At 58.0% G+C, this 23,421-nt stretch carries 27 protein-coding genes and 1 tRNA gene; 14 read left to right on the top strand and 14 right to left on the bottom strand.

Annotated elements, in window-relative coordinates:
* Nucleotides 1–3: 3 nt before the first annotated feature.
* The 8 genes from ACR0C3_RS08605 to ACR0C3_RS08570 all read right to left on the bottom strand — a co-directional run bounded on the left by ACR0C3_RS08605 (nt 4) and on the right by ACR0C3_RS08570 (nt 6,568).
* A complete protein-coding gene (locus ACR0C3_RS08605) occupies nt 4–648 on the bottom strand; it encodes a protein-tyrosine phosphatase family protein (protein ID WP_170681742.1) in 645 nt (214 codons plus the stop codon).
* Between the two features lie 120 nt (nt 649–768).
* Complete coding sequence (locus tag ACR0C3_RS08600) at nt 769–942, bottom strand: hypothetical protein (RefSeq protein WP_170355752.1); 174 nt, start codon at nt 940–942, stop codon at nt 769–771.
* Between the two features lie 400 nt (nt 943–1,342).
* On the bottom strand, nt 1,343–1,891 hold the full coding sequence (locus ACR0C3_RS08595) for a hypothetical protein (RefSeq protein WP_480758072.1): 549 nt from the start codon (nt 1,889–1,891) through the stop codon (nt 1,343–1,345).
* Nucleotides 1,892–2,012: 121 nt separating this feature from the next.
* Complete coding sequence (locus ACR0C3_RS08590; protein ID WP_170644391.1) at nt 2,013–2,375, bottom strand: hypothetical protein; 363 nt, start codon at nt 2,373–2,375, stop codon at nt 2,013–2,015.
* A 301-nt stretch (nt 2,376–2,676) separates the two neighbouring features.
* On the bottom strand, nt 2,677–2,976 hold the full coding sequence (locus ACR0C3_RS08585) for a hypothetical protein (protein WP_170644394.1): 300 nt from the start codon (nt 2,974–2,976) through the stop codon (nt 2,677–2,679).
* Between the two features lie 305 nt (nt 2,977–3,281).
* Nucleotides 3,282–4,760 (bottom strand): phage terminase large subunit, encoded by a 1,479-nt coding sequence (gene terL / locus ACR0C3_RS08580; protein ID WP_480758071.1) that lies wholly within the window; start codon nt 4,758–4,760, stop codon nt 3,282–3,284.
* Nucleotides 4,747–5,181, bottom strand: coding sequence for a DUF5681 domain-containing protein (locus tag ACR0C3_RS08575; RefSeq protein ID WP_480758070.1), 435 nt, complete (start codon nt 5,179–5,181; stop codon nt 4,747–4,749). Before ACR0C3_RS08575 ends, terL begins: the two co-directional genes overlap by 14 nt.
* Nucleotides 5,174–6,568, bottom strand: a complete 1,395-nt coding sequence (locus ACR0C3_RS08570) for a site-specific DNA-methyltransferase (protein WP_480758069.1) — start codon at nt 6,566–6,568, stop codon at nt 5,174–5,176. The genes ACR0C3_RS08575 and ACR0C3_RS08570 overlap by 8 nt, the downstream gene beginning before the upstream one ends.
* Nucleotides 6,569–7,016: 448 nt before the next feature.
* On the opposite strand from ACR0C3_RS08570, the gene ACR0C3_RS08565 reads away from it, so the two are divergent.
* The 5 genes from ACR0C3_RS08565 (at nt 7,017) to ACR0C3_RS08545 (ending at nt 9,336) form a co-directional block, all read left to right on the top strand.
* Entirely contained in the window at nt 7,017–7,247 is a 231-nt protein-coding gene (locus tag ACR0C3_RS08565) for a DUF3489 domain-containing protein (RefSeq protein WP_480758068.1), read from the top strand.
* Entirely contained in the window at nt 7,244–7,660 is a 417-nt protein-coding gene (locus ACR0C3_RS08560; protein ID WP_480758067.1) for a DUF2924 domain-containing protein, read from the top strand. The genes ACR0C3_RS08565 and ACR0C3_RS08560 overlap by 4 nt, the downstream gene beginning before the upstream one ends.
* Nucleotides 7,657–8,124, top strand: a complete 468-nt coding sequence (locus tag ACR0C3_RS08555) for a recombinase family protein (RefSeq protein ID WP_480758066.1) — start codon at nt 7,657–7,659, stop codon at nt 8,122–8,124. Before ACR0C3_RS08560 ends, ACR0C3_RS08555 begins: the two co-directional genes overlap by 4 nt.
* Before the next feature lie 18 nt (nt 8,125–8,142).
* Complete coding sequence (locus ACR0C3_RS08550) at nt 8,143–8,652, top strand: recombinase family protein (protein ID WP_480758065.1); 510 nt, start codon at nt 8,143–8,145, stop codon at nt 8,650–8,652.
* A gap of 81 nt (nt 8,653–8,733) precedes the next feature.
* Nucleotides 8,734–9,336: a hypothetical protein gene (locus tag ACR0C3_RS08545; RefSeq protein WP_480758064.1), complete on the top strand. Its 603-nt coding sequence runs from the start codon at nt 8,734–8,736 to the stop codon at nt 9,334–9,336.
* A gap of 375 nt (nt 9,337–9,711) precedes the next feature.
* Here ACR0C3_RS08545 and ACR0C3_RS08540 read toward each other — a convergent pair.
* Nucleotides 9,712–9,801, bottom strand: a tRNA-Ser gene (locus ACR0C3_RS08540).
* Between the two features lie 202 nt (nt 9,802–10,003).
* Between ACR0C3_RS08540 and ACR0C3_RS08535 the strand changes: the two genes are divergently transcribed.
* The 8 genes from ACR0C3_RS08535 to ACR0C3_RS08500 are packed head-to-tail and all read left to right on the top strand — an operon-like array spanning nt 10,004 to nt 17,572.
* Nucleotides 10,004–11,308 (top strand): SPOR domain-containing protein, encoded by a 1,305-nt coding sequence (locus tag ACR0C3_RS08535; protein WP_480758063.1) that lies wholly within the window; start codon nt 10,004–10,006, stop codon nt 11,306–11,308.
* A gap of 16 nt (nt 11,309–11,324) precedes the next feature.
* The gene (locus ACR0C3_RS08530; RefSeq protein WP_480758062.1) at nt 11,325–12,491 is read left to right on the top strand and encodes a D-alanyl-D-alanine carboxypeptidase family protein; all 1,167 of its coding nucleotides are present in this window, start codon (nt 11,325–11,327) and stop codon (nt 12,489–12,491) included.
* Nucleotides 12,488–13,114 (top strand): dTMP kinase, encoded by a 627-nt coding sequence (gene tmk, locus ACR0C3_RS08525; protein WP_480758061.1) that lies wholly within the window; start codon nt 12,488–12,490, stop codon nt 13,112–13,114. The genes ACR0C3_RS08530 and tmk overlap by 4 nt, the downstream gene beginning before the upstream one ends.
* 3 nt (nt 13,115–13,117) lie before the next feature.
* Nucleotides 13,118–14,239, top strand: coding sequence for a DNA polymerase III subunit delta' (locus ACR0C3_RS08520; RefSeq protein WP_480758060.1), 1,122 nt, complete (start codon nt 13,118–13,120; stop codon nt 14,237–14,239).
* Entirely contained in the window at nt 14,236–15,042 is an 807-nt protein-coding gene (locus ACR0C3_RS08515) for a TatD family hydrolase (RefSeq protein WP_480758059.1), read from the top strand. Before ACR0C3_RS08520 ends, ACR0C3_RS08515 begins: the two co-directional genes overlap by 4 nt.
* Complete coding sequence (locus tag ACR0C3_RS08510; protein ID WP_480758058.1) at nt 15,039–15,836, top strand: MBL fold metallo-hydrolase; 798 nt, start codon at nt 15,039–15,041, stop codon at nt 15,834–15,836. Before ACR0C3_RS08515 ends, ACR0C3_RS08510 begins: the two co-directional genes overlap by 4 nt.
* Before the next feature lie 45 nt (nt 15,837–15,881).
* Nucleotides 15,882–16,814, top strand: coding sequence for an AEC family transporter (locus tag ACR0C3_RS08505; protein WP_480758057.1), 933 nt, complete (start codon nt 15,882–15,884; stop codon nt 16,812–16,814).
* A 59-nt stretch (nt 16,815–16,873) separates the two neighbouring features.
* A complete protein-coding gene (locus ACR0C3_RS08500; RefSeq protein WP_480758056.1) occupies nt 16,874–17,572 on the top strand; it encodes a CbiX/SirB N-terminal domain-containing protein in 699 nt (232 codons plus the stop codon).
* 2 nt (nt 17,573–17,574) lie between these two features.
* Here ACR0C3_RS08500 and ACR0C3_RS08495 read toward each other — a convergent pair whose 3' ends face one another.
* The 5 genes from ACR0C3_RS08495 to ACR0C3_RS08475 form a co-directional block, all read right to left on the bottom strand.
* A complete protein-coding gene (locus tag ACR0C3_RS08495) occupies nt 17,575–18,567 on the bottom strand; it encodes a diguanylate cyclase domain-containing protein (RefSeq protein ID WP_480758055.1) in 993 nt (330 codons plus the stop codon).
* On the bottom strand, nt 18,564–19,151 hold the full coding sequence (locus ACR0C3_RS08490) for a heme NO-binding domain-containing protein (RefSeq protein ID WP_170375181.1): 588 nt from the start codon (nt 19,149–19,151) through the stop codon (nt 18,564–18,566). Before ACR0C3_RS08490 ends, ACR0C3_RS08495 begins: the two co-directional genes overlap by 4 nt.
* Nucleotides 19,152–19,257: 106 nt before the next feature.
* On the bottom strand, nt 19,258–20,817 hold the full coding sequence (locus ACR0C3_RS08485) for a trimethylamine methyltransferase family protein (protein ID WP_170691982.1): 1,560 nt from the start codon (nt 20,815–20,817) through the stop codon (nt 19,258–19,260).
* 122 nt (nt 20,818–20,939) lie between these two features.
* Nucleotides 20,940–21,632 carry an HAD family hydrolase gene (locus ACR0C3_RS08480; RefSeq protein ID WP_480758054.1) on the bottom strand — a complete coding sequence of 231 codons (693 nt, stop codon included), beginning with the start codon at nt 21,630–21,632 and terminating at the stop codon, nt 20,940–20,942.
* Nucleotides 21,633–21,649: 17 nt separating this feature from the next.
* Nucleotides 21,650–21,934 carry a DUF3572 domain-containing protein gene (locus tag ACR0C3_RS08475; RefSeq protein WP_170691978.1) on the bottom strand — a complete coding sequence of 95 codons (285 nt, stop codon included), beginning with the start codon at nt 21,932–21,934 and terminating at the stop codon, nt 21,650–21,652.
* A gap of 89 nt (nt 21,935–22,023) precedes the next feature.
* Here ACR0C3_RS08475 and ACR0C3_RS08470 point away from each other — a divergent pair, with 89 nt between their 5' ends.
* Nucleotides 22,024–23,421 carry a diguanylate cyclase gene (locus ACR0C3_RS08470; protein WP_480758053.1) on the top strand — a complete coding sequence of 466 codons (1,398 nt, stop codon included), beginning with the start codon at nt 22,024–22,026 and terminating at the stop codon, nt 23,419–23,421.

Here is a 23,421-nt window from a genome sequence, read left to right as displayed (position 1 = left end):
GTATCATTTAGGGCAAATCGCTGCCTGTTGTTCGGTGGAGATTTTCAACTTGGGGTCAACACTAAAGTTGGAGAATTTTGAGTCGATCCACTGGTCGCACCCGCCTGAACATGGGGCCCCATTTCGGGCATCATTCCAATATTCCTTGGCCCTTTCTTCTGTCCAACCGCAAAACTGAACGAGCGCCATCGCCGACAATGCACCTGAGGAATGAACCCCCCACATACAGTGCACCAGAACAGGGCCCTTTCCAGGGTTTTCAATCACCTCGTGTATGGACGCCATGACAGCACCGGGTCGGGAGGATCTGGCGCTTTGATAGTCAAGGGACCCGTTTCCACAACTGGTGCGACCGTATTCGGTGTTTTTGCCAAAGTCGGCATAAAAACCGGTTGAAAACCCTTCATTGCACAGAGTTTCGCGTTGACCTTCACTCAGGCCAGTTCGATCCTTGTCGCCGCCCTTGAAACCGGATCGATACAACACTCCGCTTAAGACTGGGCGAAAGAAAGCGACACCATCAACGCCTCCGTCACCCCCCTTTGAAAGCATTTGACTGTTGGTTGGACCGCCATTTCGACTGGTCACGTCAGAGTTCGCAGCGGTTGCGAGAAAACCAATGAATATGAGGGACGCAAAAAACCGCATGCCAACTCCTTTCTATTCTTGAACCTCTGATGCCCAAACCTTTGCGACCTGATAGTCTCTCGGAAAGGCTAATTCACGACGACCATATCAAGTGGGCAGTTAGCTTTCCGCTGTGGAACTTTAAATAGGCCACACCAGATTGATGATAACGACGACCACGAAGTAGGCTAGAAAAACTTTCCAATTCCATTGGTGCTTGTTTTCTTCGTTGATCACGCCAGCCGATTTCAATGCCAGGTTAGTGATGATCAAGGCGACTACGATGACCGCCGCGTGTGCCAGGTCGAAATGCAAGTTTGAGCTCCTTCTTCAAGATTTGGGATTGATGGAAATTTGTCAGCAGTCACCTGATGGCAGCATAGCTACTTCTGAGTACCTTCCCTCAGACGTCGTAGTCCGAGCACATGCACCAGTATCCTTGTTAAACCAGTACGAGGTCAGACCTTCACTTCGGATGAGTTCAAATCCGAGACTTTGGATGCCCATTTCAGCTTGGCCCGCTCTTGCCCCTTCAAATGACGAAAGATCGCTAGCGCTGCCCACAGTTGGTGCACTTGCATCCACCGATCCGTCACTCTCGTCGCATGCTGCAAGCGCAGCAGTACACGCCGTGCCGATCACCAACAGGAACTTGGATTTCATCTGTTTTTCCTAGCTTCTTTGGGAATACATTTCCGGGTTTCTGGTTGATCACCTATTCAATTCCGAAAATTACGTTGTAGTCGACGGAAGAGTTGCTTCGATTGATAACCTCCACAACATGATCACCAGATTGCCAAAGCTGCCCTCGATACTCCTTGTCCGCCGACATCAATCCCAACAGTTCAGAACCATCGGGGTTGCGAATAACGTAGCCCAAGGAGCCATTTCGCGGAGCAACGCGGACGTAAAGAAACTGTTCGTTTTTGGCACCCAGAACGTATTGCTGCGACGCTCCGGGCGCGAGTTCACCGACGAGTTCTGCGCCAGTTGAACCAGCATCAAATTTGACACGTTGGCTACTAGTAGATCCGGCTGCGCCTGCCATGGCTCCTCCTCCATCATCCATCGCCTCGACAACCGACATCTCGCCGATGCTTCCATCCTTGTACGCGATGCAGCGCCAAAGTGTTCCGCCTGCGCCTCGCAGCATGACGAGCGTACCAGCTTCCGAGAACTGAGAGCTTTCAATCGTTCCGGATTGACCGTCTGGTCCACCAACCTGCCGCAAATGGTCGATACAAGCGTCGTCTGCTTCAGACATTGCAGAAGCAGCTGTGCCCGCGATTGCGAACATGGGTGTGAAGATTTTGATTAATAAGGGTTTCATCAGATGGTTCCCTGTTAGCTTGTTCTTACAGTTTTGTTCCGTACAAAGCGGAGCTTCACTTCGCTTCTTGTAACTTTGACAGAAACTCATCGCATGCCTGTGCGCTACCGACGATCTCGCCCGTCGTTTCAATTCCTTGCAGTGATGCCATTTCGGAATTTACGCGGTTGAGGATCTGATCCGCTTGCTCGGCGGTGATCAGGTTCTCGGCTTGTGCTCCTTTCAATGTGGAGCAGACACCGGCGGACAAACCTGTCGCAACGCCTACACCCATCGCGGCCCCGCCACCCAAGGTCATCGCCCCAACCACACCTAAGACGAGCCCGATCACAATACCCAAGATCACTTTTCCCATGTTTTCCTCCTTTTTGGTGAGACAGAGCTCCGCCTTCACTTCTGGCGCAAACTGCGTGCCCATTTGCAAGTTAAGACCAATGCCAACAGGTTAAGCACGGGTGCAATCGCTGCGAACCACGGTTTGAATGGCTCTGAAACCAAGTCCGATACAAGTATCCAAGGCAATCCCAACGGCAAAAGGAACACCCCAGACAAAGGGTCTCTTTCTTGTTCAAACCAGCCAAATGTACCCGTCAAGAACACAAACAAAGCCAGCAGGTAAAAGATCGCGAATACGATGGTGGTTATTCTACAAACCAAGTCGAGTTTTCCGAAGAGCAAGCCAGTGTTGCGCGGCGGTGTTCAGCCGCGCACCAAATAGATCACAATGCGCCTTCGTCGCCCAGGAACTCGATACCAGCTGTCGCGCCATCACTGTAAGCAATACAATTCCATGGGGCACGATCCTCGCCAACGCCGACGGTTACTTGTGTTCCCGCCTCGCTGAACGCAGACGACAGCACCACGACTTGCGAATTGTTCGTCGTATTGGCGACATCACGGAGGCATGCCTGCTGGGCCGGAGTGAGTTCTGATGAAACAGTCGAGCTGCCAGTATCTTCACATGCTGCAACCGTCAGAGCCCCAAGTAGTACAGCGGTGGGCGTCAAAAACTTCTTCATTGTCGTTCCTTCTATGGTTCCAACTAATACTTGGCCAAAGACGCAATACAAAATCAACTATTTGATTGTGTCGAGATTTTTGCGTGAAAGCGGATGCCAGACGGGACAACTTGTTTTGATGGCCAAAGTCATGCGAGCAGTAGATCCATTCAAACTTCTGCTTTGGGCTCAAAGCCGTCATCCGACGGCATTAGCGATTAGACCGGTTTGTGGTTGCGAGCGGTCATTGGGGCCGCTCTAGGGATTGGTCCGACATCGGCCCTCCCAGTACTATTCAACGAGATTTCAAGCTTGACGCTGAGGTTCTACCGCCGTCTGATCCGCTCGCGACGGCGCTCGCGACGTTCGATGTTTATCTGATGATCATGGCCTAGCGCCCGATAGAACCCCACTCCCTTGGACCAGTTCACAAAGTGGGCAAAGCTGTCGACCTGATCGTCGTTGCGTCCGCGTGGAAAGGACTGAAGCTCCCGTTTGAACGCTGCCAGCCAGGGTGCATCTGCAGGCAGATAAACCTTGCCCTCTTCGACAGGACCGCAAGCGGACTGGAACCGGGTTTCCTTGTCCTTGTCGGGTTTAATGCGTTCGTAGCGCCGACGGTCATCACGAAACAATTCGTCCAAAAGAGGTTTGCCGGAGGCCGCATCTTCGATCAGGACACGATCGGGATCCCAACGGTCGACAAGTTGCAGTGCCTTGGCTTTCAGGTCTGGGTAGTCTACCTGCCCGCGCCAGACGTCGAGAAGGTACCACCCATTTTCGCGGAACCCCCAGGTTGTACAGACAGAGAAATCAGACCGGGGGTCTGCCGACATGCCCGTATCCCAGCTCTGAACCACCAGTTGGAACCAGCAGCGATCTTCGATGGTCTCATAGGTGCCAAACCACTCCCAGCGCAAGGGCGACCCGTCGGGAGCAATCGGGTTCTGCTGATACTGGCAATTGAACACGGCCGCGCCCATTTCGCGACGCTTCGTATCCAACGTTTGCTGATCCAGACGCGACGGGCACAGGAGATCGCCAGGTTTGCGGCGCATGACCCTTCCACGCCCAAGAGGGACCGTCTCATGGTCTTCGGCGATGGCAGGCAGATTTAGGTGCCGATAGGTCCCGCGTTCCAGCAGGTAGCCCGGCGGGTCCATCTCGTGCAACCGCTGTGCAACCATGACAACGCGCCCCTCGGCCGGGTTGTCAAAGCGCGACAGCAAGGTTCCCTCAATAAACTCCTGTGCCTTGACCAGTTCAGCTTCGGAACCCGCATCTCCCGCCTTCAGCAGATCATCGATGATGATGTAATCGGCACCATGTCCAGTCACAGAACTGCCGATGGAGACAGCCTTACGGCTGCCTCCCTTTGTGGTGCGGATTTCTTCTGAGGTGTTGCCCTTTTTAGCTAAGACAGTTTCAGGGAACATTTCCCGGTACCAGCGCGCAGACATGATCCGACGACAATCTTCGGAATGCTTGCGCGCCAGATCCAGCCCGTAGCTGGCAACAATAACCTTGGCGCTGGGGTTGTGCCCAAGAAGATAAGCGACATATGCAACGGCTACGGTGACCGATTTCAGGCAACGTGGCGGGATGTTGATGATCAACCGCTTGTTTTCGCCTTGGCGAACGTTGTCCAATTCGTGGCACATGGCACGCACATGCCAAGCCGGATCAAAGCTGTGGTCAGTCCCTTGGTGCAGCGCGTCAAACACACGCCACACAAAGGGAAAGAAATTGTTCCGGCAAACCTCGCGCGCGGCTTGCTGGACCATTTTTGGATCAGGAGCCGTCATCTTCCGCCTCCTCGTTCTCAGGACCACCGTCACCATCCGGGTCGCTGGAAAAGAAATCCCGGAGGATGTCATAGTCGACCTTGTCCGGCCCTTCCAAAGCAGCGCTGGCCTGTTCGTTCCCATCATCTGAACCGCCGAACAGATCAGCGTCGACCTTAAGAAGCGCCATCAGCAATTTCGTGTCGCCCTTCAACGCGCCAGCAGTGAGCCGCTTTGCAATTGCCTCCGCTTTGGAAATCCGGGCTTCGTGGTTGCCTTCGCGGACGGTGATCTTGGCTTCCAATTCGCGTTTCAGGCTGGCACTAACCCCTTTAGCACCTTTCGGCCGCCCTTTCGGATTGCCGGATCGGCCTTTCTTGAATTGGGTTGCTTTGGGCGGTTTGCCGTAGCCAACCGCATACTCCTTCGTATCGTCAGACATGATCCGCCTCCGGCTCTGAAGTGGCATCGGTTGCCGTAGAATGCGCATCGAACGTCTGGCCGGTCACCGCGTGCACGGCGTTCTCACCAGTCATCTCCTGCCATCGGCGGATGGCGACATCGACATAGGCCGGGTCGAGCTCAATCAGCCGCGCCCGGCGCCCAGTTTTCTCTGCCGCCAGCAAGGTTGCGCCGGACCCGCCAAAGGCGTCCAGCACGACATCGCCGCGGTGGCTCACATCCATGATGGCATCCGCCACCAAAGCTGTCGGTTTCACGGTGGGATGATCTGAGAGGTCCGCCTCGCGCCCCGCCCCAAAGCTGTTCACACCGGCGTAATCCCAGACATTGGTCCGGTTGCGCCCGTGTTTGCCCAATTCGACATTATTGATATGCGCAGCACCTGGTTTCTTGAAGATGCAAACCAGCTCGTGCTTGGAGCGATAAAGGCTGCCCATGCCTCCGTTCGTCTTATTCCAGACGCAGAGATTGATGAGGTCCAATCCAGCTGCCTTGCCCACCGCAATCAGTTCTTCGATGTGACGCCAGTCCATGCAGATCATCGCAGTGCCTCCGTCGGGCAAGCAGTGAAACAGCCGGTTGATCACGCCTGAGAGAAAGCTGCGGAACTCACTGTCAGACATTTCTCCCGACGCCATGGCAAACTCGCGGTGTTCGGCGCTATTGCCGGACCGCACATGTCCATTGACCGGCACGTTGTAAGGCGGATCGGTGAAGACTATCTGCGGGGTCTCGCCTTCCAGCAAGGTGTCGTAGCTCTGGGCTTGAAGGGCGTCCCCGCAGAAAATGCGATGATCTCCGAGAACCCAGAGGTCGCCCCGCTCCGTGACTACGGGTGCCGCAGGGTCCGGCGTCTCAACAGTTTCCGCTACAGATTCCGTCACCTCACCGACGCTGTCGACAATGATGTCGATCTCCGGTGTTTCGAACCCTGTGATGTCCAGATCAAAGTTCAACTCGCCATCAAGGCTGAGGTCCATCAGCTCGGCAAATTCGATCTGCAACGCCGCTTCGTTCCAGTCCGACAATTCCGCCAGCTTATTGTCCGCAATGCGCAGAGCGCGCACTTCCGCTTCTGACAAGTGATCCACGACAACAGTCGGCACGGACATCAACCCCAGGGCTTTAGCGGCCTCATAGCGGCCATGACCCGCGATGATTGTGCCCGAACCATCCAACAGGATCGGAGTGACAAAGCCAAACTGGGCCACCGATGCCTTAAGCTTGTCGATATTTGTGGCCGCGTGCACGCGGTTGTTGTTGGCATAGGGCTTGATCTGGCTGATCTGGGATTGGATAACTTTTTCGGCCATCCAGATCGGCGTATTGGACGCCCGAACGTCGCTCTGTGTTTTGTTGGCAGGCATAACCGCCTCCTTTTGCGTGACGCCGCGCGGACGTCGAGATGGAGGGTTCGCGCTGGAAAATCGGAGAGAACACAAATCGCAACTCCCCGGACCAATCGATCCGAGACGTTGCTCCTTTGAATGCTCTCTGCGGAAACCTGTGTTTCCAATGAGTGCTGCCTGCGGGAGCAGTTTCCCGCCCTGATAGTCCGGGCGATTATGTCGAATGTAGGTGCCATCAATACGAGACGCACCCCCCCAAACTAAAAGTAACCAATTAAGATTGTTGACGAATAATCGAGGGTACGGCAGCGTCGCACTTCAAAACACACGCCTCCAGTAATCGTTTCAGAAAGAGCTGGACTGTTGCCGTAAACCACGCATCACTGAACCCACGCCCGAGCCATTCGGGCGCTCCTCGGTACCGGGGTTCGGCATCTCGCTGACCCAAGATCAGAGGAGACAGTTCATGTCCAAACGGAAGCAAACCAAAATTGACAAGGTTCAAGCTTTGTTGCGTCGCCCGAGCGGCGCCAGCCTTGAGGCGCTCTGCAAAGCAACGGGGTGGCAGCCTCATTCGGTCCGAGCGGCTCTAAGCGGCCTGCGGAAAAAAGGCGTCACAATTGAAAGGCGGGCATCCGAAAAGCCAGATGGTTCTTCCACCTATCACCTGACGGTGGGAACAGGAGAAGCGTCATGACCAAGACTAGCGATGTTGCCGATCTGGCCGTCATGGGACGATCGGATCTGGTCACGCTTTGGCAGCAACTGTTTGATCAACCAGCCCCCGCCATGCTCAGCCAACCCTTCCTGCGCCGCTTTATCGCCTTTGAGATGCAGTCCCGCCGTCATGGCAGGCTACCCCGGCAAGTCAAAGCCACGCTGGAAAAGGGCTCTGGGAAGAAACCCCGGCCTACATGCCCTGCCCTAAAACCCGGTAGGCGCCTGCTGCGTGAGTGGAATGGCGTGACACATGTAGTCGACGCCACAGAGGACGGATTCACTTGGAACGGTCGGTCCTATCGCTCGCTCTCCGCCATCGCCAGAGAGATTACCGGCGCGCATTGGTCAGGGCCGCGTTTCTTTGGGCTCACCGGCAAGGCGGCCAAATGAGCCCGCGCCGTAAAATCCGATGCGCCATCTACACGCGCAAGTCCTCAGAAGATGGTCTTGATCAGGACTTCAATTCGCTGGATGCGCAATATGAGGCCTGCGCGGCCTATGTCGCCAGCCAGCGACATGAAGGCTGGACCCTGTTGTCCGGGCGCTACGATGACGGTGGCCTGTCGGACGGCACCCTAGAGCGACCCGCCCTTCAGCGCCTTCTTGAAGAGATCGATGCCGGGCGTATTGACATGGTGGTGGTCTACAAGATTGACCGGCTGACCCGGTCGCTTGCCGACTTCTCTAAGCTGGTCGACCGGCTGGAACAGGCAAACTGTTCTTTTGTGTCCGTCACGCAGGCCTTCAATACCTCATCTTCCATGGGCCGGTTAACGCTGAATGTGCTGTTGTCCTTTGCTCAGTTTGAACGGGAAGTCACCGCCGAACGTATTCGCGACAAGATTGCAGCGTAGAAGAAGAAGGGGCTTTGGATGGGTGGCAACCTGCCTCTGGGCTATGATCGCCACCCCGATCCGAAGGCAAGAACGCTGGTGGTGAATGAAGAGGAGGCCAGAACGGTCCGGCATCTCTTTGGGCTTTATGACGAGCTGGGTTGCCTGCGCAAAGTAGAAGAACGGGCAACGGCAGAAGGGCTGCGGTCAAAACGGGTTGTTCGGACAGATGGCAGTGTGAAGGGGGATTGTCCGCTGTCACGGGGTCAAATCTATTACCTGCTGCGCAATCCGGTCTATCTCGGAAAAATCCGCCACAAGGATAAGATCTGGGACGGACAACATCCGGCGATCATCGATCAGGACATCTGGGATCGGGTGCAGGAAAAAATGCGACAGGCCTCCAACCGCTCGCGGGCACGCGGCGACTCCGATGCGCGCCAACATTCCACTGACCCCGGCGCCTGGCTCACCGGTCTGCTGTATGACGAAACTGGTGATCGGTTGACGCCGACCCACACCACGCGCAAAGGCCGACGGTTGCGCTAGTATATCTCCAATCGACTGATCTCAGGTGGCAAGGATATCTCTGGCTGGCGACTGCCCGGCCCGGCGCTGGAACACGCCGTCATGGATGTCATCGTCAGACATTTGCAAGACGCCGCCGCGGCGCACCAAGTACTGGCGCAACCGGAGGCCTGGTCAGCCGAGCCAGTTCAGACTTCAGTTGCGGATTTAGTAACCCGGTTTCTAGGCCAAGGCTGTCAGATCGGCGCTGCTCTTCTGGCCAAAGGCAAACTTGCACGAGGACAGATCGACCTCGAATTTAACCCCAAAACTCTGGCAAGCGCACTTGGCATCGCCGCCGATCATCTGCACCCGGATCTCACCCACGTCACCGCATCTTTCGATCTGCGCCGCCGCGGCGTCGAGGCTAAGGTCATTGCCGGGGACGTGGCACCCCAACCTGATCCCCACCTCCGGTCCATGCTGATCCGCGCCCATGGCTGGGCCCGAGATCTGAAAGCCGGGGTTCAACTGATGGAGATTGCACGCCGCGAAAGCGTCCCCGGCGCCTTCATCCGCACCCGTGCTCAGATCGCCTTTCTCTCCCCGAAGATTCAGGCTGCGATTCTCGACGGCACCCAGCCGCCCGAACTCACACTCAAGCGTTTGGTCAGCGTGACCCACCCACTTGATTGGACCGAACAGGAACACCTATTCGGCTTTTGATAGCTCCAGATCCTGCGTCCCTGATAAAGGGCTCACCCTCCCTGATCCGGCGGAACAATTCCCTGTTCGCACGAGGAAATTCCCTGTTCCACCTTTTAGGTAATTTGCATCATAAACCTCTGAAAAACATACAGTTCTGATAGAAGAAATGACGGAAATCAGTCCCGGTTTGCGAAAATTCCCTGTAAATTGCAGGTCATCAGGGAAATCCAGCCCAAAGCGACCCCGCTAAAATGCGACACTGAGACTGGCGCCTGAATTATCCTCTGAATGTACGGTTTGCTTCGTCTCTGATTGAAAGCGCATGCGCCAACTCGCGGAAATTGCGTAACAATTCCGAGTCAGAAAACACAACTGGATTGAGACGGGTATGAGTGGCGGGGAGACAGGGATTCGAACCCTGGGGACGCTCTCACGCCCAACGGTTTTCAAGACCGCCGCATTCGACCACTCTGCCACCTCCCCGTCGAAAGCAGGGTCTAAGGCCAACTGAAATCAGAGGCAAGTCGAAATCGGGAAATCTTGCCGAAGCCCAAGCAGCGGACTTTCCATAGAACCATACCCACGTTATGATCCGCATGAAAGACCGCAGCAGACTGGCGCGAAGAACCGGCTGGCTGACGGTGGGGCTCGGGGAACGAGGCCCCTTCAGGCAAGGGATGACAAGATGAAGCGAGCGACTGAGATCCGCCCAGGGCCAAAACGGCTGGCGTGCTTGGCTGTAGCCTTGGTGGTGTTGTCGGGTTGCGAGGAAACGCTGGCAACCGCAGAAAAACCCGACGAAAACACAAGCAAGAACGAACTTTTCCCGCAATCCTCCGGCGACACACAGCGTGATGTCGAAGCACCGGACGTGTTCCAATTGACCGAGGCCGGATTGTGGGACGGCCGCCCCTCGCTGGGCGGCATCTGGGTTGCCCACCCGGATGTGACTCAGCCCGAGCGAGTGATCATCAAAAACGCCTCGAACAACAAATCCGTAACCGGCGCTTTGTTCCGGCGTGAACGCAACTTGCCCGGTCCCGCCTTGCAGGTATCATCTGCAGCGGCGGAGCAGCTAGGTATCCTTGCTGGCGCGCCGACCAAGATCAACGTGGTGGCCTTGCGGCGCGAAGCCATCGAGGTCGCGCCCGAACCCGAGGTCGCTGAGGTCGAGACAGCCCCGGAAGCAAGCACCGAGACCGCCGCCGCCAGTGACGTGGCCGAGGTTGGTGCGTCCGAGACCACCTCTGAGACGGAAAAACCGGCTAAGCGCAAATGGTGGCAGAAAAAAGCGCCCGCCGCAGCGGCGACTGCAGGCGTTGTGGGCGCAGCCGCTGTTGCCTCAGACGCAGCAGAGGATGGGGCCGAGGCCGCCGTAGCTAGTGACGTCGCCGAAGTTGATGCGCCCGAAGCCACCTCCGAGACGGAAAAACCGGCCAAGCGCAAATGGTGGCAGAAGAAAGAGCCCGCCGCCGCGGCGACCGCAGGCGCTGTAGGCGCAGCCGCTGTTGCCTCGGACGCAGCCGTGGATGGCGCCGAAGCCGCCGTCGAGGCCACCGCAGAGATATCGGCGGCCAGCACGGCTCCGGCTTTGACCGATGCACCGGTGGTTGCGCCTGCGGAAAAACCGACCAAGCGCAAGTGGTGGCAGAAAAAAGATCCCAACGCGATCACCGAAACTACGCTTGACCCGATCGAAGGGGCCGCAGCCGCTATCGACGCCGCAGAGCCGACGCCTGTCGCCGCGACATCTTCTCTTTCGAAACCCTTTGTTCAGGTTGGTACGTTTGGTGTTCAGTCCAATGCAAACAGCGCCGCCGCCAAAATCCGCAGAAACGGCATGTCGGCAGAGGTGCGAGAGTTGAAGACCGAAGACAACACCGTCTGGCGCGTGCTGGTCGGACCCGCCGCCACCCGCGCCGAGCGCAAGGCCATCCAGAACGACGTGAAAGATCTGGGCTTTGGCGACGCGTTCACCGTGGCCAACTGAGAACAGGAGGCACCTTATGCTATCCGCATTGCGAACATCCGTTTTCACCCTCGGGATGGCTGTTCTGGCCCTGCCCGCCCACGCGTTCGACACCTCGGCGCGCGCGGCATATGTAATGGATCAGACCACAGGTACCGTGCTTCTTTCCAAAGACGCTGATCAGCCGCTTCCGCCCGCATCCATGTCCAAGCTCATGACGCTTTATGTCGCGTTCGAAGCGCTACGTGATGGGCGTTTGACTCTGCAGGAGACCCTGCCTGTCTCGGAACATGCTATGAGCTATGGCGGCTCAACCATGTTCCTGAACACGCAGGACCGTGTGACCGTCGAGGATCTGATACGCGGCATTATCGTGCTGTCCGGCAATGATGCCTGCGTGGTGATCGCTGAGGCGCTCAGCCCCGATGGGACCGAGGCCGGATTTGCCCGCTATATGACCCAGCGCGCGCAGCAGATGGGGATGAACAACTCAAACTTTGCCAACTCCAACGGCTGGCCCGCTGCCGGGCATATGATGTCCGTGCATGATCTCGCCGTTCTCGCGGATCGGCTGATCACGGATTTCCCCGAATATTACCCTCTGTTTGCCGAAGAAGAATTCGAGTTTGACGGGCGCGCGCCTTCGAATAAGCGCAACCGCAACCCGCTGCTACGGCTGAACATTGGGGCCGACGGCCTGAAAACCGGCCACACGCAAGAGGCCGGCTACGGCCTTGTCGGATCGGCCAAACAAGCCGACCGCCGGGTGATCTTCGTTCTCACTGGCCTAGACAGTACCGCTCAGCGGGCAGAGGAGGCTGAGTCCGTGGTTAACTGGTCGTTTCGAAATTTTGTCGAGAGGACAGTTGCCACCGAAGAAGCGCCGATAGCCGAAGCCAAGCTGTGGATGGGTGAGAAAAAGACCGTGGGTCTGGTGCCCGACGGCGACCTGAATGTTTTGTTCCCGGTTCTGGGCACCCAGAATATCGAGGCCGAGGTTGTCTATGACGGCCCCGTCAACGCACCTGTTGCCAAGGGCCAGCAACTGGCCGAGCTGGTGATCAAGCCCGAGGGTTTGCCCGAGATTCGCCGTCCTCTGTTCGCGGCCGAGGATGTCCCTTTGGGTGGCTTCATGGTGCGCATGATGACCGTCGGCGGGATTGTCCTGAAAGACGTTATCAATAATCCGTTGGAGTCGATGTGACACAACGCGGGTTATTCCTGACCTTTGAAGGCATAGACGGATCAGGCAAATCAACTCAGGCCCGGATGCTGGCCGAGTCCCTCCGCAATGCGGGCCATCAGGTCGTTCTGACGCGTGAACCCGGCGGGTCGCCGGGGGCAGAAGAAATCCGCCGCCTGGTGCTGGAAGGCGACCCTGACCGTTGGTCGGCGGAAACCGAGCTGTTGCTGTTCACCGCCGCCCGCCGCGATCATCTGGAACGGACAATCGAACCGGCCCTCGCCGCGGGCAAGGTGGTGATCTGCGATCGCTTTGCCGACAGCACAAGGATGTATCAGGGCCTGTCCCGTGGCAACCTGCGGGCGGTGGTCGATCAGCTCCATGACCTGATGATTGGGCGCGAGCCAGACATGACTCTACTGATCGACATGGACCCCGACACAGGCCTGTCTCGTGCCAAAGGGCGACAGGGCACCGAGGAGCGGTTCGAAGATTTCGGCCCTGCCCTGCAAAAACAGATGCGCGCCGGGTTTCGGGCGCTGGCAGATGAGTTTTCCGACCGGTTTCGCGTCATCGATGGCAATCGCGACATGGACAGTGTCGCCCAGGATGTGAGAGATATCGTCGAGGCAGCCTTGCGATAGACGATGAGCGACGACATCCCAACCCCAGATCAAGCGCCCGGAGCGCCGCATCCGCGCGAGACCGCGCAGCTGTTCGGGCAGGACACGGCCGAGCAAGCGTTTCTGAGCGCCTACAACTCGGACCGGCTTCACCATGGTTGGCTTCTGACCGGCCCGCGCGGCGTCGGCAAAGCCACGCTGGCATGGCGGATCGCGCGGTTTCTGCTCACCACCCCTCCGGCGGATGACGGAGGGCTGTTTGACGCGCCTCCGCCCCCGCAGACTCTAGAGATCGACCCGGACCACCCGGTGTCGCATCGCATATCTGCTGGCGCGGAACCGGGGCTGGCGGCGATCACCCGTTCGTTGAACGATCAGGGGCGTCTCCGGAACGAGATCGTGGTGGATGATATCCGCAAGCTGGGCAAGTTCTTCGGCCTGTCCTCGGCAGATGGCGGGCGACGCGTGGTCATTGTAGACGCGGCTGATGAGATGAATGTCAGTGCTGCGAATGCCCTTCTAAAAATGCTGGAGGAGCCACCGGCGCGCACCACGTTGCTGCTGATCTCGCACCAACCCTCGCGCCTGTTGCCAACCATCCGATCACGTTGCCGCACCTTGCGTCTCTCACCGCTGGGTCCTGAGGATATGCAGACCGCTTTGGTGCAGACCGGAGCGGAGGTTCCTAGCCAAACCGATCACCTTGCCGCTCTGGCCGCTGGGTCGGTTGGCGATGCGGTCCGTCTCATCAATCTGGGCGGGCTTGAAATCTATGCCGAGTTGATCGCCATTCTGGGCACCCTGCCCCGCATGGATCGTCAGCGCGCCCTTAAGCTGGCCGAAGCCGCTGCCCAGCGCGGCGCAGCCGAACGGTTCGAGCTGTTGCTGACCCTCATCGACGTGGCACTGTCCCGTCTGGCGATGACCGGAGCAACAGGCGCAGCCCCCTTACCAGAAGCCGCCCCCAACGAAGCGGAAACTCTGACCCGGCTTTCCGCCTCCCCCCAGCAGGCCCGCAACTGGGCCGAGGTGGCGGCAACGATCACCGTCCGCGCACGTCACGGTCAGGCGGTGAACCTTGACCCTGCCGCGTTGGTCCTAGATACGATGTTCAAGATACAAGAAACCTCCGGTCAGAGCAGATGAGCAACACCCCCGAGATCACCGATAGCCATTGCCATCTGGACTTCCCCAATTTCGAAGGGCAGCTGGACCAAATCATCGCCAACGCGGCCGAGGCCGGTGTGACCCGTATGGTCACCATCTGCACCCGCCTGCGCGACGAACCCGGCGTGCGCGCCATTGTCGAGGCCCACGCACCGATCTTCTATGCCGCCGGCACCCACCCTATGAGCGCGGCGGAAGAACCGATGGCGACGGTCGATGAACTGGTCGCACTGGCGCAGCACCCCAAGTTCGTGGGCATCGGCGAGACCGGGTTGGACTATCACTACACCGCCGACAGCGCCGAGGTACAAAAGCAATCGCTGAGCATTCATATCGAGGCGGCCCAGCGCACCGGCCTACCTCTGATCATTCACGCCCGCGCAGCCGATGACGACATGGCGCGCATTCTGGCCGAGGAATACCGCAACGCGCCCTATTCCTGCGTGATGCACTGTTTCTCATCCTCGGCAGAGCTGGCAAAAGCTGCCCTTGACCTAGGGTTCTACCTGTCAATGTCCGGGATCGCTGCATTCCCCAAAAGTCAGGAGCTGCGCGATATCTTCGCAATCGCTCCGGTAGATCGCATTCTGGTCGAAACCGACGCCCCCTATCTTGCGCCGCCCCCATACCGGGGCAAACGCAATGAACCCGCCTATACCGCTCACACTGCCCGCAAAGGGGCTGAGGTATTCGGCATGGACTACGCAGATTTCGCCGCCCAGACACAGGTAAACTTTGACCGCCTGTTCTCAAAAGCGGCACAGTATAAGGCCGCCGCATGACAAAGCTGCGCTGCACCATTCTGGGTTGCGGGTCCTCGGGCGGCGTGCCGCGCCTTGGTGGCTATTGGGGCGATTGCGACCCTCAGAATCCAAGAAATATCCGCCGCCGCTGCTCGATGCTGGTCGAAAGAGACGGGCCAGAGGGCACGACCTCGGTCCTGATCGACACCTCGCCAGATATGCGCAGCCAGCTTCTGGATACCGGAACCGGGCGGCTCGACGGGGTGGTGTATACTCATTCTCACGCCGATCATGTGCACGGCCTTGATGATCTGAGAATGATCGTCTTCAACATGAAGACCCGTGTACCGGTCTGGGCGGATGGCGACACCCAGAATGCCCTGCTCGGACGGTTCGGATATGCGTTCATCCAGCCCGAGGGCTCTCCGTACCCACCGATTCTGGAGCTGAAATCTATTGACGGACCTTTCGAGATCGACGGTCCCGGAGGTCCGATCCCCCTGCGCCCGTTCCGCGTGAACCATGGTTCAATCGACTCGCTGGGGTTTCGGATGGGCAAGCTAGCCTATCTGCCAGACGTCGCCGAAATCTATGACGATGCATGGACCGAGATGGAAGGGCTGGATTGTCTGGTCATCGACGCCCTGCGCCGCGCGCCGCATCCTACCCATGCGCATCTGGAAAAAACCCTGGGGTGGATTGAGAAACTGCAGCCCAAACGCGCCGTCCTGACCAATATGCATATCGACCTGGACTATGCGACGGTCGAGGCTGAAACCGCCGATCACATCACCCCCGCCTATGACGGGCTGGTGATCGAACAAGCGCTGTAAGGCCCTGCCGTTTGCGGCACACATATCGCCAGAACCGGGGGCGGTATGCTTCAAAGCCTGATTGACGTTATCCTGCCGGTCTTTCTGGTGATTGGCGCAGGCTATGCTGCGACCCGTTCGGGCTATTTCAAAGAGGTGCATGTCGACGGTTTGATGCGCTTCACGCAGGGCTTTGCAATTCCCTGCCTTCTGTTTTTAGCTATCGCTCATCTAGATCTCAGCGCCAGTTTCGACCCTCGACTTCTGGTCAGTTTCTATTCCGCTGCCGCGCTTTGTTTTACTGCGGGGCTGTTTGGGGCACGGCTGCTCTTTGGCCGTGATTGGGAAGACTGCGTCGCCATCGGCTTTTGCTGCCTGTTTTCGAACTCTGTTCTTCTGGGACTGCCCATTACCGAACGCGCCTATGGCCCAGAAAGCCTGACCGGCAACTACGCGATCATCGCTTTCCACTCACCGTTCTGCTACGGCGTTGGGATCACGGTGATGGAGATCGTACGCAATCGCGGCCATGGCGGCACAAAGATGGTGCGTTCAGTTCTGTCTGCGATGTTCAAGAACGCGTTGATCCTTGGCATCGCGCTAGGCTTTGTAGTCAATCTATCCGGACTGGTCATTCCGCAAGTGGTGGATGAGGCGCTGGAACTGGTGACCCGCGCCGCCCTGCCCGGAGCCTTGTTCGCACTGGGCGGCGTGCTAGTGAAATACAAACCCGAAGGGGATCTGCGCACGATTGCCTATGTCTGCGGAATTTCTCTGATGTTGCATCCGAGTCTTGTGTGGCTGTTCGGAACATCCACTGGACTGCCGCAAGACCTGTTCCGCTCCGGAGTTTTGAACGCAGCGATGGCGCCCGGTTTCAACGCCTATATTTTCGCCAACATGTACGGGCGCGCCAAACGGGTCGCGGCCTCGTCAGTGCTGATCGGAACCGCCACCTCGATCCTGACCGTCTGGCTTTGGCTGACACTTTTGGGCTAACACCCCCCTTGACACAGAGAACCGGCGACACACTTACCGCTCAGGAACAGGAGCCCGGAATGCCGCACGCCATCATCGTTGCCCATGGTCAGCCCTCAGACCCGGAGCCAGCTGAGGCCTCTCTAGCCAAGTTCGCCGCTGAGGTGAACGCCCTCTCGGCCGATGTGTCGGTCCATTCTGCCACGCTGGCGAATCTCGGCGTGCTAGAAGAGGTGATGGACAGCCTGCCCGACGACACTGTGATTTACCCTTTGTTCATGGCCAAGGGCTGGTTTGTGACCAGCGCCCTGCCCAAACGCATCGGGGATCGCAACTTGCGTATTCTTGATCCGTTAGGCACCGATCCCATGCTTCCCGATCTTGTCAGCGACGCGCTGAAATCGGCCTTGAAAGAAAAAAACTGGAGCGCGGCTGCTTCCGATCTTATCATCGCCGCGCACGGCTCAGGCCGTAGTAGAAACCCTTCGGCCGTTGCAAAAGATTTTGCCGAGCAGCTGTCGCAGAGATTGACATTCCGCTCGATCCGCGTCGGATTTGTCGAGGAACCTCCGTCAATTTCCGATGCTGCCAACGGGGCGTCAGAGCAGTCGCTTTGCCTGCCCTTCTTCGCTTGTCGCGGAGGACACGTGCTGGAAGATGTCCCAGAAGAGCTGGAAACGGCGCATTTCCGCGGCACTGTCCTGCCAGTGATCGGCGAATTGCCCCCGATACAGCGCCAAATCGCGGACACTCTGCAAGCGGCGTTTTCAACGGCCTGATCTCAGGACTGCGCCTTGAGGAGCGTGGAATAAAGCCGGTGGCAGGATCGGCCCTCTCGCTTGGCCTGATACAGAGCGAGGTCCGAGGCCTGCAAAACATCTTCGGCCCTCGGATTGTCAAAATGCGTGGACAAGGCAGTGCCGATACTTGCGGAGATACGGCAATCGTTGTCCTGAAAGCTCATCGGTTGGTTCAGTCTTTCGATCAAACGGTCTGCGATAGTTGAAAGCCGTTCGGTGTTGGACAGGCCCTGGAAGATGATGACGAACTCATCCCCACCGATTCGCGCCACCGTGTCATCGTCTCGGATTTCTTCGATCATGATCCGGGCGGCCTGCTGCAAAACGAAATCGCCAGCAGCATGTCCTAAACGGTCATTCACGGATTTGAAGTAATCCAGATCAATATGCATCACCGCAAATGGCGCGTTAGACGCGATCATCTGTCCTAGAAGGTTGTCCATCGCGCGCCGATTTTTCACTCCGGTCAGAGTATCGGTATAAGCCTGCTCCTCTGCTGCGAGCATTGCTCCCTGTAGCCTGAGGTTCAGCGACCGAGACGCATCCATCGCGGCCGATTTCGCCTCAACCAGATAGAGAAGTTCGATCGCCAGATCAGTGCCGGAAAAATCAGCGCTGGTCAGGGCATAGTCGCGCACCGCGTCGAGGATCGAGATACCGAAGGACAGGTTGACAACCGCCCCCTCCCCGCCTGGAAGCGGTGCAACCAGCCCCTTGAGGGCCGTGCGCGGCTCATCATGAAATCGCAGATTCAGGTTCGCCCCGGCCATAGCCATAAGCGCCGTTAAAGTTGTCACCGTGCGAGGGCGAACCATCTCAAAAATATCCAGAACACACTGCCCCTCCATGACGCAATCCGGGCGCAACTTCTGCAATGTCGGACCGACACGCAGGATGTGACCGTCCTGGTCGACCAGCAGAAACATTGGGCACAGGGTTTTCAGCAGTTCTGCCAAATCATCCATCCGCGTCATGCGCCCCGCGCCCCCAGATCGAATTGCCGCCCCTCCGCAAATGCGCTTTCGACAAGCAGGATCGAGATCACCTCAGCCTCGCCCTGCTGACCTTCATGCGAAAGCATCACCAAAGCACCGTAATCATCTGCCATCGCACGCAAAACACCAACCATTGCGCTAGCATAGCCGGGCAGCCCGGGCCCACAGATGAGCTGAAATTCGGTCTGCGAAAGCTCTTGCAATTCGAGGGCCGGAAGAGACAGGTCGGACACAGCCAGCCGCACCCGATCCGCCAGATCATCAAGGGAATGGAGGAATTCTACATAGGTCACACCGCCAAACCGCAAAAGGCGGCGCAGTCCTTCGGTATTGGGATGCGAAACCAGATAGGTTCCTACGTCTTCCAGAATCTCGAGTCGCGGTCGGGCGAGCACCGTGCTGAGCGCATCCAGCAGAGGGGCCGTGATCGCGTCATCGTAGGTCAACATGGCCTCAAACTCGGAAAACCCTAATCCGGCCGAATCTGTTACGCGCTGCCAACACGGCCGCCCGTAGGTTGCGCATACAAACGACTGTATCGCCCGATTAATCAGACCATGCATCAGATGCCTCAGATTGGTTGCACCCGTACTGTGGCCTGACAATCCTTAACAAATAGCCAAGAACCGCTGCTGATCAGCGGAAAGACCTCTTAGTATCATAGCGATATCAAAAATCCGTCGGTGCCCCGCCTTCGGCTTTACGGCGGGTGACGAACTCGGCCAACTCCTCGCGAATACCCTCGTCCAGAGCCGGGGCCTCAAAGCTTCCGATGATCTCTTTGAACATGTGATGCGCGCGTTCCGCGGTCCAAATACCTCCTGCGATCTCCCAGCCTTCGTAATTCTTCCAGTCGCTCAGAAACGGTTGATAGAAGGCGGTCGTGTAGCGGTCCTGAGTGTGCTGAATGCCAAAGAAATGCCCGTCATTCCCGACCGCACGGATCGCGTCCAGGGCGATCTCATCCGGGCCGGTCGCTGTGAGATCAGGATTCATATACCTCTGAATTTGCTGAAGGATTTCGCAATCCATGATGAACTTTTCAGGACTTGCGATCAACCCGCCCTCAAGCCATCCCGCCGCGTGATAGACCATGTTGGTCCCCGACTGCACCGACGCCCAGAGCGAGTTTGAAGTCTCCCACACCGACTGCCCATCTGGCACATTCGCCGCACAGACGCCCGACGATCGCATCGGCAGACCATAGAAGCGCGCCATCTGGCCGGTCATCTGAGTGGCCCGCATATACTCTGGCGTCCCAAAAGCCGGAGCCCCGGATTTCATATCCACGTTCGAGGTAAAGGTTCCAATCACGCACGGAATCCCCGGACGCACATATTGGAACAGAGCGATAGCACAGAGAGCTTCGGCCAGAGATTGCGCCACCGCGCCCGCGATGGTGACAGGGGCCATCGCTCCGGCCAAGGTAAATGGCGTGACAACAATCGCCTGACCGCGCCGCGCCAGACGCAGGCAGCCATCAATCATCGGGTGGTCGTGCTTCAGCGGTGAGGTCGAGTTGATGTTGGTGTACATCCGTGGTGTGGCTTCGAACTCTTCATGGCTCAACCCGCCCGCGATACGGACCATCTCCATCACATCCTCGACCCGCTCTTTACCCAGCGAGTAGGCGTGCATCGCCTTATCCGTCAGGGTCAGCTTGTCATAGAGCACATCCAGATGGCGGATGCTGGCGTGAATATCAACTGGCTCGACCGGGTAGCCACCGGCAAAGTGGATGCAGTTGAAATACTGTGTCAGCTTCAACAGGTTACGGCACATCTCACGGTTGCCGGGCACCTTGGTTCCGATTTCCATATCCCAGTAATTCGGAGGGGAGGAGACGTTTCCAAACAGGATGTTCCGCCCACCAATCTCTATCGTCCGGTCGGGATTGCGCGGCGTGATCGTGAAACGGCTCGGGGCTTTTGCCACCATCTCCATCACGAAATCGCGGCCCATCCGTACGTTGTCACCGTCTATCGTACAACCCGCCTCACGCAGGATGCCGATCGCTTCTTCGTTATAGAACTCGACCCCGATCTCTTCGAGAATTCGCATGGCGCCGTCGTGGATTGCCTCGATCCCGCCCTGATCCAGAGGCTCGGTCGGTGCATCTATATTGACCGGTGGGTTCCACGGCATCTGATCAATAGCCGCACTTCCCCTGCGCTCGGCAGCGCCAGCGCGCCCTCCGCTACGACGTCTGCGCGATTTGGTTCCGGCCATGTTCGACTCCCTGCCAGTTGCCTGCTCTCAAGCAAGCCCGGGAAAGCGGGAACAGGCCGTTCCATCTGCGACAGATTTTGTCGTTTACAAGCTTTGAACCGCCGGAAACGGATTCTGCAGATTTAGTTATCCGCCAACCAAGCCGGGATATGACCTATGTCGGGCAAGACAACATCCGCCATCGGCGCCAGTACGTCGGCTTTGGCGAGACCGGTGAGGACTCCGATCGTAGTCATCCCTGCCGCCCGCCCGGCCTGCAAGTCATGCAGGCTGTCGCCAACCATGGCGATGCGATCCGGCTGCACGCCGATATGCGCGGCGAAGGCCAGCAATTGGCCTGGGCCGGGCTTGAACCCATGACCACTGTCATAACCAGCGATGAAGTCGAAATGGTCTTTGACGCCAACTGACTCCAGATGCTGAAGCGCCGGGTGCTCGCTGTCATTTGTGGCGACCCCCAGCTTGAGGCCAGCCTGTTTCAACGCATCCAGGAACGGCCCCAACGGCACCGCCTGAGCTTGGGGTGCGGCTGCGGCCTCGGCATTCATCAACTCGATCAAGACGTCACGCGGCATGCCATCGACATGCGGCAACAAGGCTTCGGCGATTTCCTCAACGGTTCCCGCAATCACGACGCTATCAGGAGAATAGGTCTCGGTCTCAAGGTCGAAGCCGATGACCTGACCCAGTTCCGCTGCGCGGGCCGTGTTATTCTCGGCCACGCGCAACAACATGGTCCGTCCGAACGTGCCCCAGGTGTTGGCGAAGTCAAACAGGGTACCGTCCTTGTCGAACACGATCGCATCAATTGGCATGAAAAGCTCCTGCTGAGTCAGGTCCAGTGAACGTCGGAACCACCCGACAACACCGCTTGCGCCTGAGCGGGTTGGTCATACGGCACCGTCGCCGCGTCACAAAATGCCATGATCCACGAATCGTCAAGCATCAGGAAATCCAGAACCGAGGCCAGAAACTCGGGCTCACCTGCCCTGTCGCGCAGATCATTTGCCGCAGCACCGGTCGAGCCCAGGAAAACGGGCAAGAGCTCCTCATTCCCGACAAGCCATCCGAGGGCATTCAGGGCAAGAGTTTGGGCGGAATCTTCGGAAATCGACATAAACTGGCCTCAGCCCCCTGTCTTGGAAAGGGTTTGTTAACCAGACTCATAAACACTTTGTTCACGCATGCAATCAATGGTGAGCGACTATGTCCGTGCAGGGAACCATCCTTGTTTTAGATGGGGTATCTACAAACCGCATCATGCTGAAGGTTCAGCTGACAGCGGCGTGGTACCATGTGGTACAAGGTGAGAAATTGGCAGGCCTCGCCGCTCTCTTGCGGCGTGTGCGGCCTGATCTGGTGCTGACCGCGCAAACGCTGCCCGACGGCACAGCGGCGGATGTCAAAAGCCTGATTGCGAAGAATCCGGCCTTGGGCGACGTCCCCGTCGTGGCCCTGACCGCGCAGAATGACAAGCAAGCTCGATTGCGGGCTTTGGCGGAAGGCCTGGATGATGTTCTGACCCACCCGTTCAAGGATACACTGCTGCTCGCCCGTATCCGTAGCCTATTGCGCGCACGAGCTGACACGCAGGACCTGCAATTCCGCGAGGACCCCCAGTCTCTTGGCCTGGCCGAGCCGGAAACCCCGCTCATTGCAGCCCCCAAACGGGCCCGCGTTGCGGTACTGGCGCAAACACCGCGCAACGGCGCGCTTTGGCAACAGGCGCTTTCCGGACAATCCCGCTATGCCCTGACCTCACACCACCAATCGGATCTTCAGGCCTTGCTCTCAGGCCCCGTCCCGGATGCAATCGTGGTCGAGCTGGATGCAGACCGATCCGCGCTGAACATCCTAGCCGACCTCAGATCACGCGGGGCCACACGTCATACGGTTCTGATTGGGGTGTTGAGCGACAACAACGCCACCCGCGCGTCCGAGGCGCTGGACCGGGGGGCAGATGCCGTCTGTCTCGGCGGGTTCTGTGCGGAAGAAATCGTGTTGCGGCTGGACAACCAGATTGCCCGCAAAAGCCGGATGGACAGGATGCGGGATTCGCTGAAGAAAGGAATCGCTGAATCCTGGATCGACCCTCTGACCGGGTTGCAGAACCGCCGCTATGCCATGCGCGCCATCCAGCAGATCGCGCAGCAATCGGCACAGACCGGGCTCGGTTTTGCCCTGATGCTGGCCGATCTGGATCATTTCAAGGCGATCAATGACGAATACGGTCACGCCAGTGGTGATTGCGTGCTGACTCAAGCGGCGGCACGGATGCAACAGGTCGTCGGTAAGGCCGGATTCGTCGCGCGCATCGGAGGAGAGGAATTCATGATCGCCGTTCCCAATATCTCGCGCGCCAAAGCGCTGACGATGGCAAGCACCCTGTGCGAGGCGATCTGCGCAGTACCTTTCCGCCTGCCCGATCAGCGCACACCGATTTTCGCAACCATAAGTGTGGGTCTGAAAATGTCTGCTCCGGCCTACCTTTCACAAGACGAGGCCGAACCTGTCGAGCAGTTGATCAAATCCGCAGACAAAGCGCTCTACGCTGCCAAGCAGGCCGGGCGCAACCAAGTGCACATCAAGCAAAGCGCGGCCTGA

This window comes from Ruegeria sp. CK3 (genome assembly GCF_056536565.1).
This window is presented reverse-complemented; position numbering and strand designations above follow the sequence as displayed.

Coding starts and splice junctions, on each gene's coding strand:
- ACR0C3_RS08605 (WP_170681742.1), bottom strand. CDS start 648: ATGCGGTTTTTTGCGTCCCTCATATTCATTGGTTTTCTCGCAACCGCT.
- ACR0C3_RS08595 (WP_480758072.1), bottom strand. CDS start 1,891: ATGTCTGAAGCAGACGACGCTTGTATCGACCATTTGCGGCAGGTTGGT.
- ACR0C3_RS08590 (WP_170644391.1), bottom strand. CDS start 2,375: ATGGGCACGCAGTTTGCGCCAGAAGTGAAGGCGGAGCTCTGTCTCACC.
- ACR0C3_RS08585 (WP_170644394.1), bottom strand. CDS start 2,976: ATGAAGAAGTTTTTGACGCCCACCGCTGTACTACTTGGGGCTCTGACG.
- terL (WP_480758071.1), bottom strand. CDS start 4,760: ATGACGGCTCCTGATCCAAAAATGGTCCAGCAAGCCGCGCGCGAGGTT.
- ACR0C3_RS08575 (WP_480758070.1), bottom strand. CDS start 5,181: ATGTCTGACGATACGAAGGAGTATGCGGTTGGCTACGGCAAACCGCCC.
- ACR0C3_RS08570 (WP_480758069.1), bottom strand. CDS start 6,568: ATGCCTGCCAACAAAACACAGAGCGACGTTCGGGCGTCCAATACGCCG.
- ACR0C3_RS08565 (WP_480758068.1), top strand. CDS start 7,017: ATGTCCAAACGGAAGCAAACCAAAATTGACAAGGTTCAAGCTTTGTTG.
- ACR0C3_RS08560 (WP_480758067.1), top strand. CDS start 7,244: ATGACCAAGACTAGCGATGTTGCCGATCTGGCCGTCATGGGACGATCG.
- ACR0C3_RS08555 (WP_480758066.1), top strand. CDS start 7,657: ATGAGCCCGCGCCGTAAAATCCGATGCGCCATCTACACGCGCAAGTCC.
- ACR0C3_RS08550 (WP_480758065.1), top strand. CDS start 8,143: ATGGGTGGCAACCTGCCTCTGGGCTATGATCGCCACCCCGATCCGAAG.
- ACR0C3_RS08545 (WP_480758064.1), top strand. CDS start 8,734: ATGGATGTCATCGTCAGACATTTGCAAGACGCCGCCGCGGCGCACCAA.
- ACR0C3_RS08535 (WP_480758063.1), top strand. CDS start 10,004: ATGAAGCGAGCGACTGAGATCCGCCCAGGGCCAAAACGGCTGGCGTGC.
- ACR0C3_RS08530 (WP_480758062.1), top strand. CDS start 11,325: ATGCTATCCGCATTGCGAACATCCGTTTTCACCCTCGGGATGGCTGTT.
- ACR0C3_RS08520 (WP_480758060.1), top strand. CDS start 13,118: ATGAGCGACGACATCCCAACCCCAGATCAAGCGCCCGGAGCGCCGCAT.
- ACR0C3_RS08515 (WP_480758059.1), top strand. CDS start 14,236: ATGAGCAACACCCCCGAGATCACCGATAGCCATTGCCATCTGGACTTC.
- ACR0C3_RS08510 (WP_480758058.1), top strand. CDS start 15,039: ATGACAAAGCTGCGCTGCACCATTCTGGGTTGCGGGTCCTCGGGCGGC.
- ACR0C3_RS08505 (WP_480758057.1), top strand. CDS start 15,882: ATGCTTCAAAGCCTGATTGACGTTATCCTGCCGGTCTTTCTGGTGATT.
- ACR0C3_RS08500 (WP_480758056.1), top strand. CDS start 16,874: ATGCCGCACGCCATCATCGTTGCCCATGGTCAGCCCTCAGACCCGGAG.
- ACR0C3_RS08495 (WP_480758055.1), bottom strand. CDS start 18,567: ATGACGCGGATGGATGATTTGGCAGAACTGCTGAAAACCCTGTGCCCA.
- ACR0C3_RS08490 (WP_170375181.1), bottom strand. CDS start 19,151: ATGCATGGTCTGATTAATCGGGCGATACAGTCGTTTGTATGCGCAACC.
- ACR0C3_RS08485 (WP_170691982.1), bottom strand. CDS start 20,817: ATGGCCGGAACCAAATCGCGCAGACGTCGTAGCGGAGGGCGCGCTGGC.
- ACR0C3_RS08480 (WP_480758054.1), bottom strand. CDS start 21,632: ATGCCAATTGATGCGATCGTGTTCGACAAGGACGGTACCCTGTTTGAC.
- ACR0C3_RS08475 (WP_170691978.1), bottom strand. CDS start 21,934: ATGTCGATTTCCGAAGATTCCGCCCAAACTCTTGCCCTGAATGCCCTC.
- ACR0C3_RS08470 (WP_480758053.1), top strand. CDS start 22,024: ATGTCCGTGCAGGGAACCATCCTTGTTTTAGATGGGGTATCTACAAAC.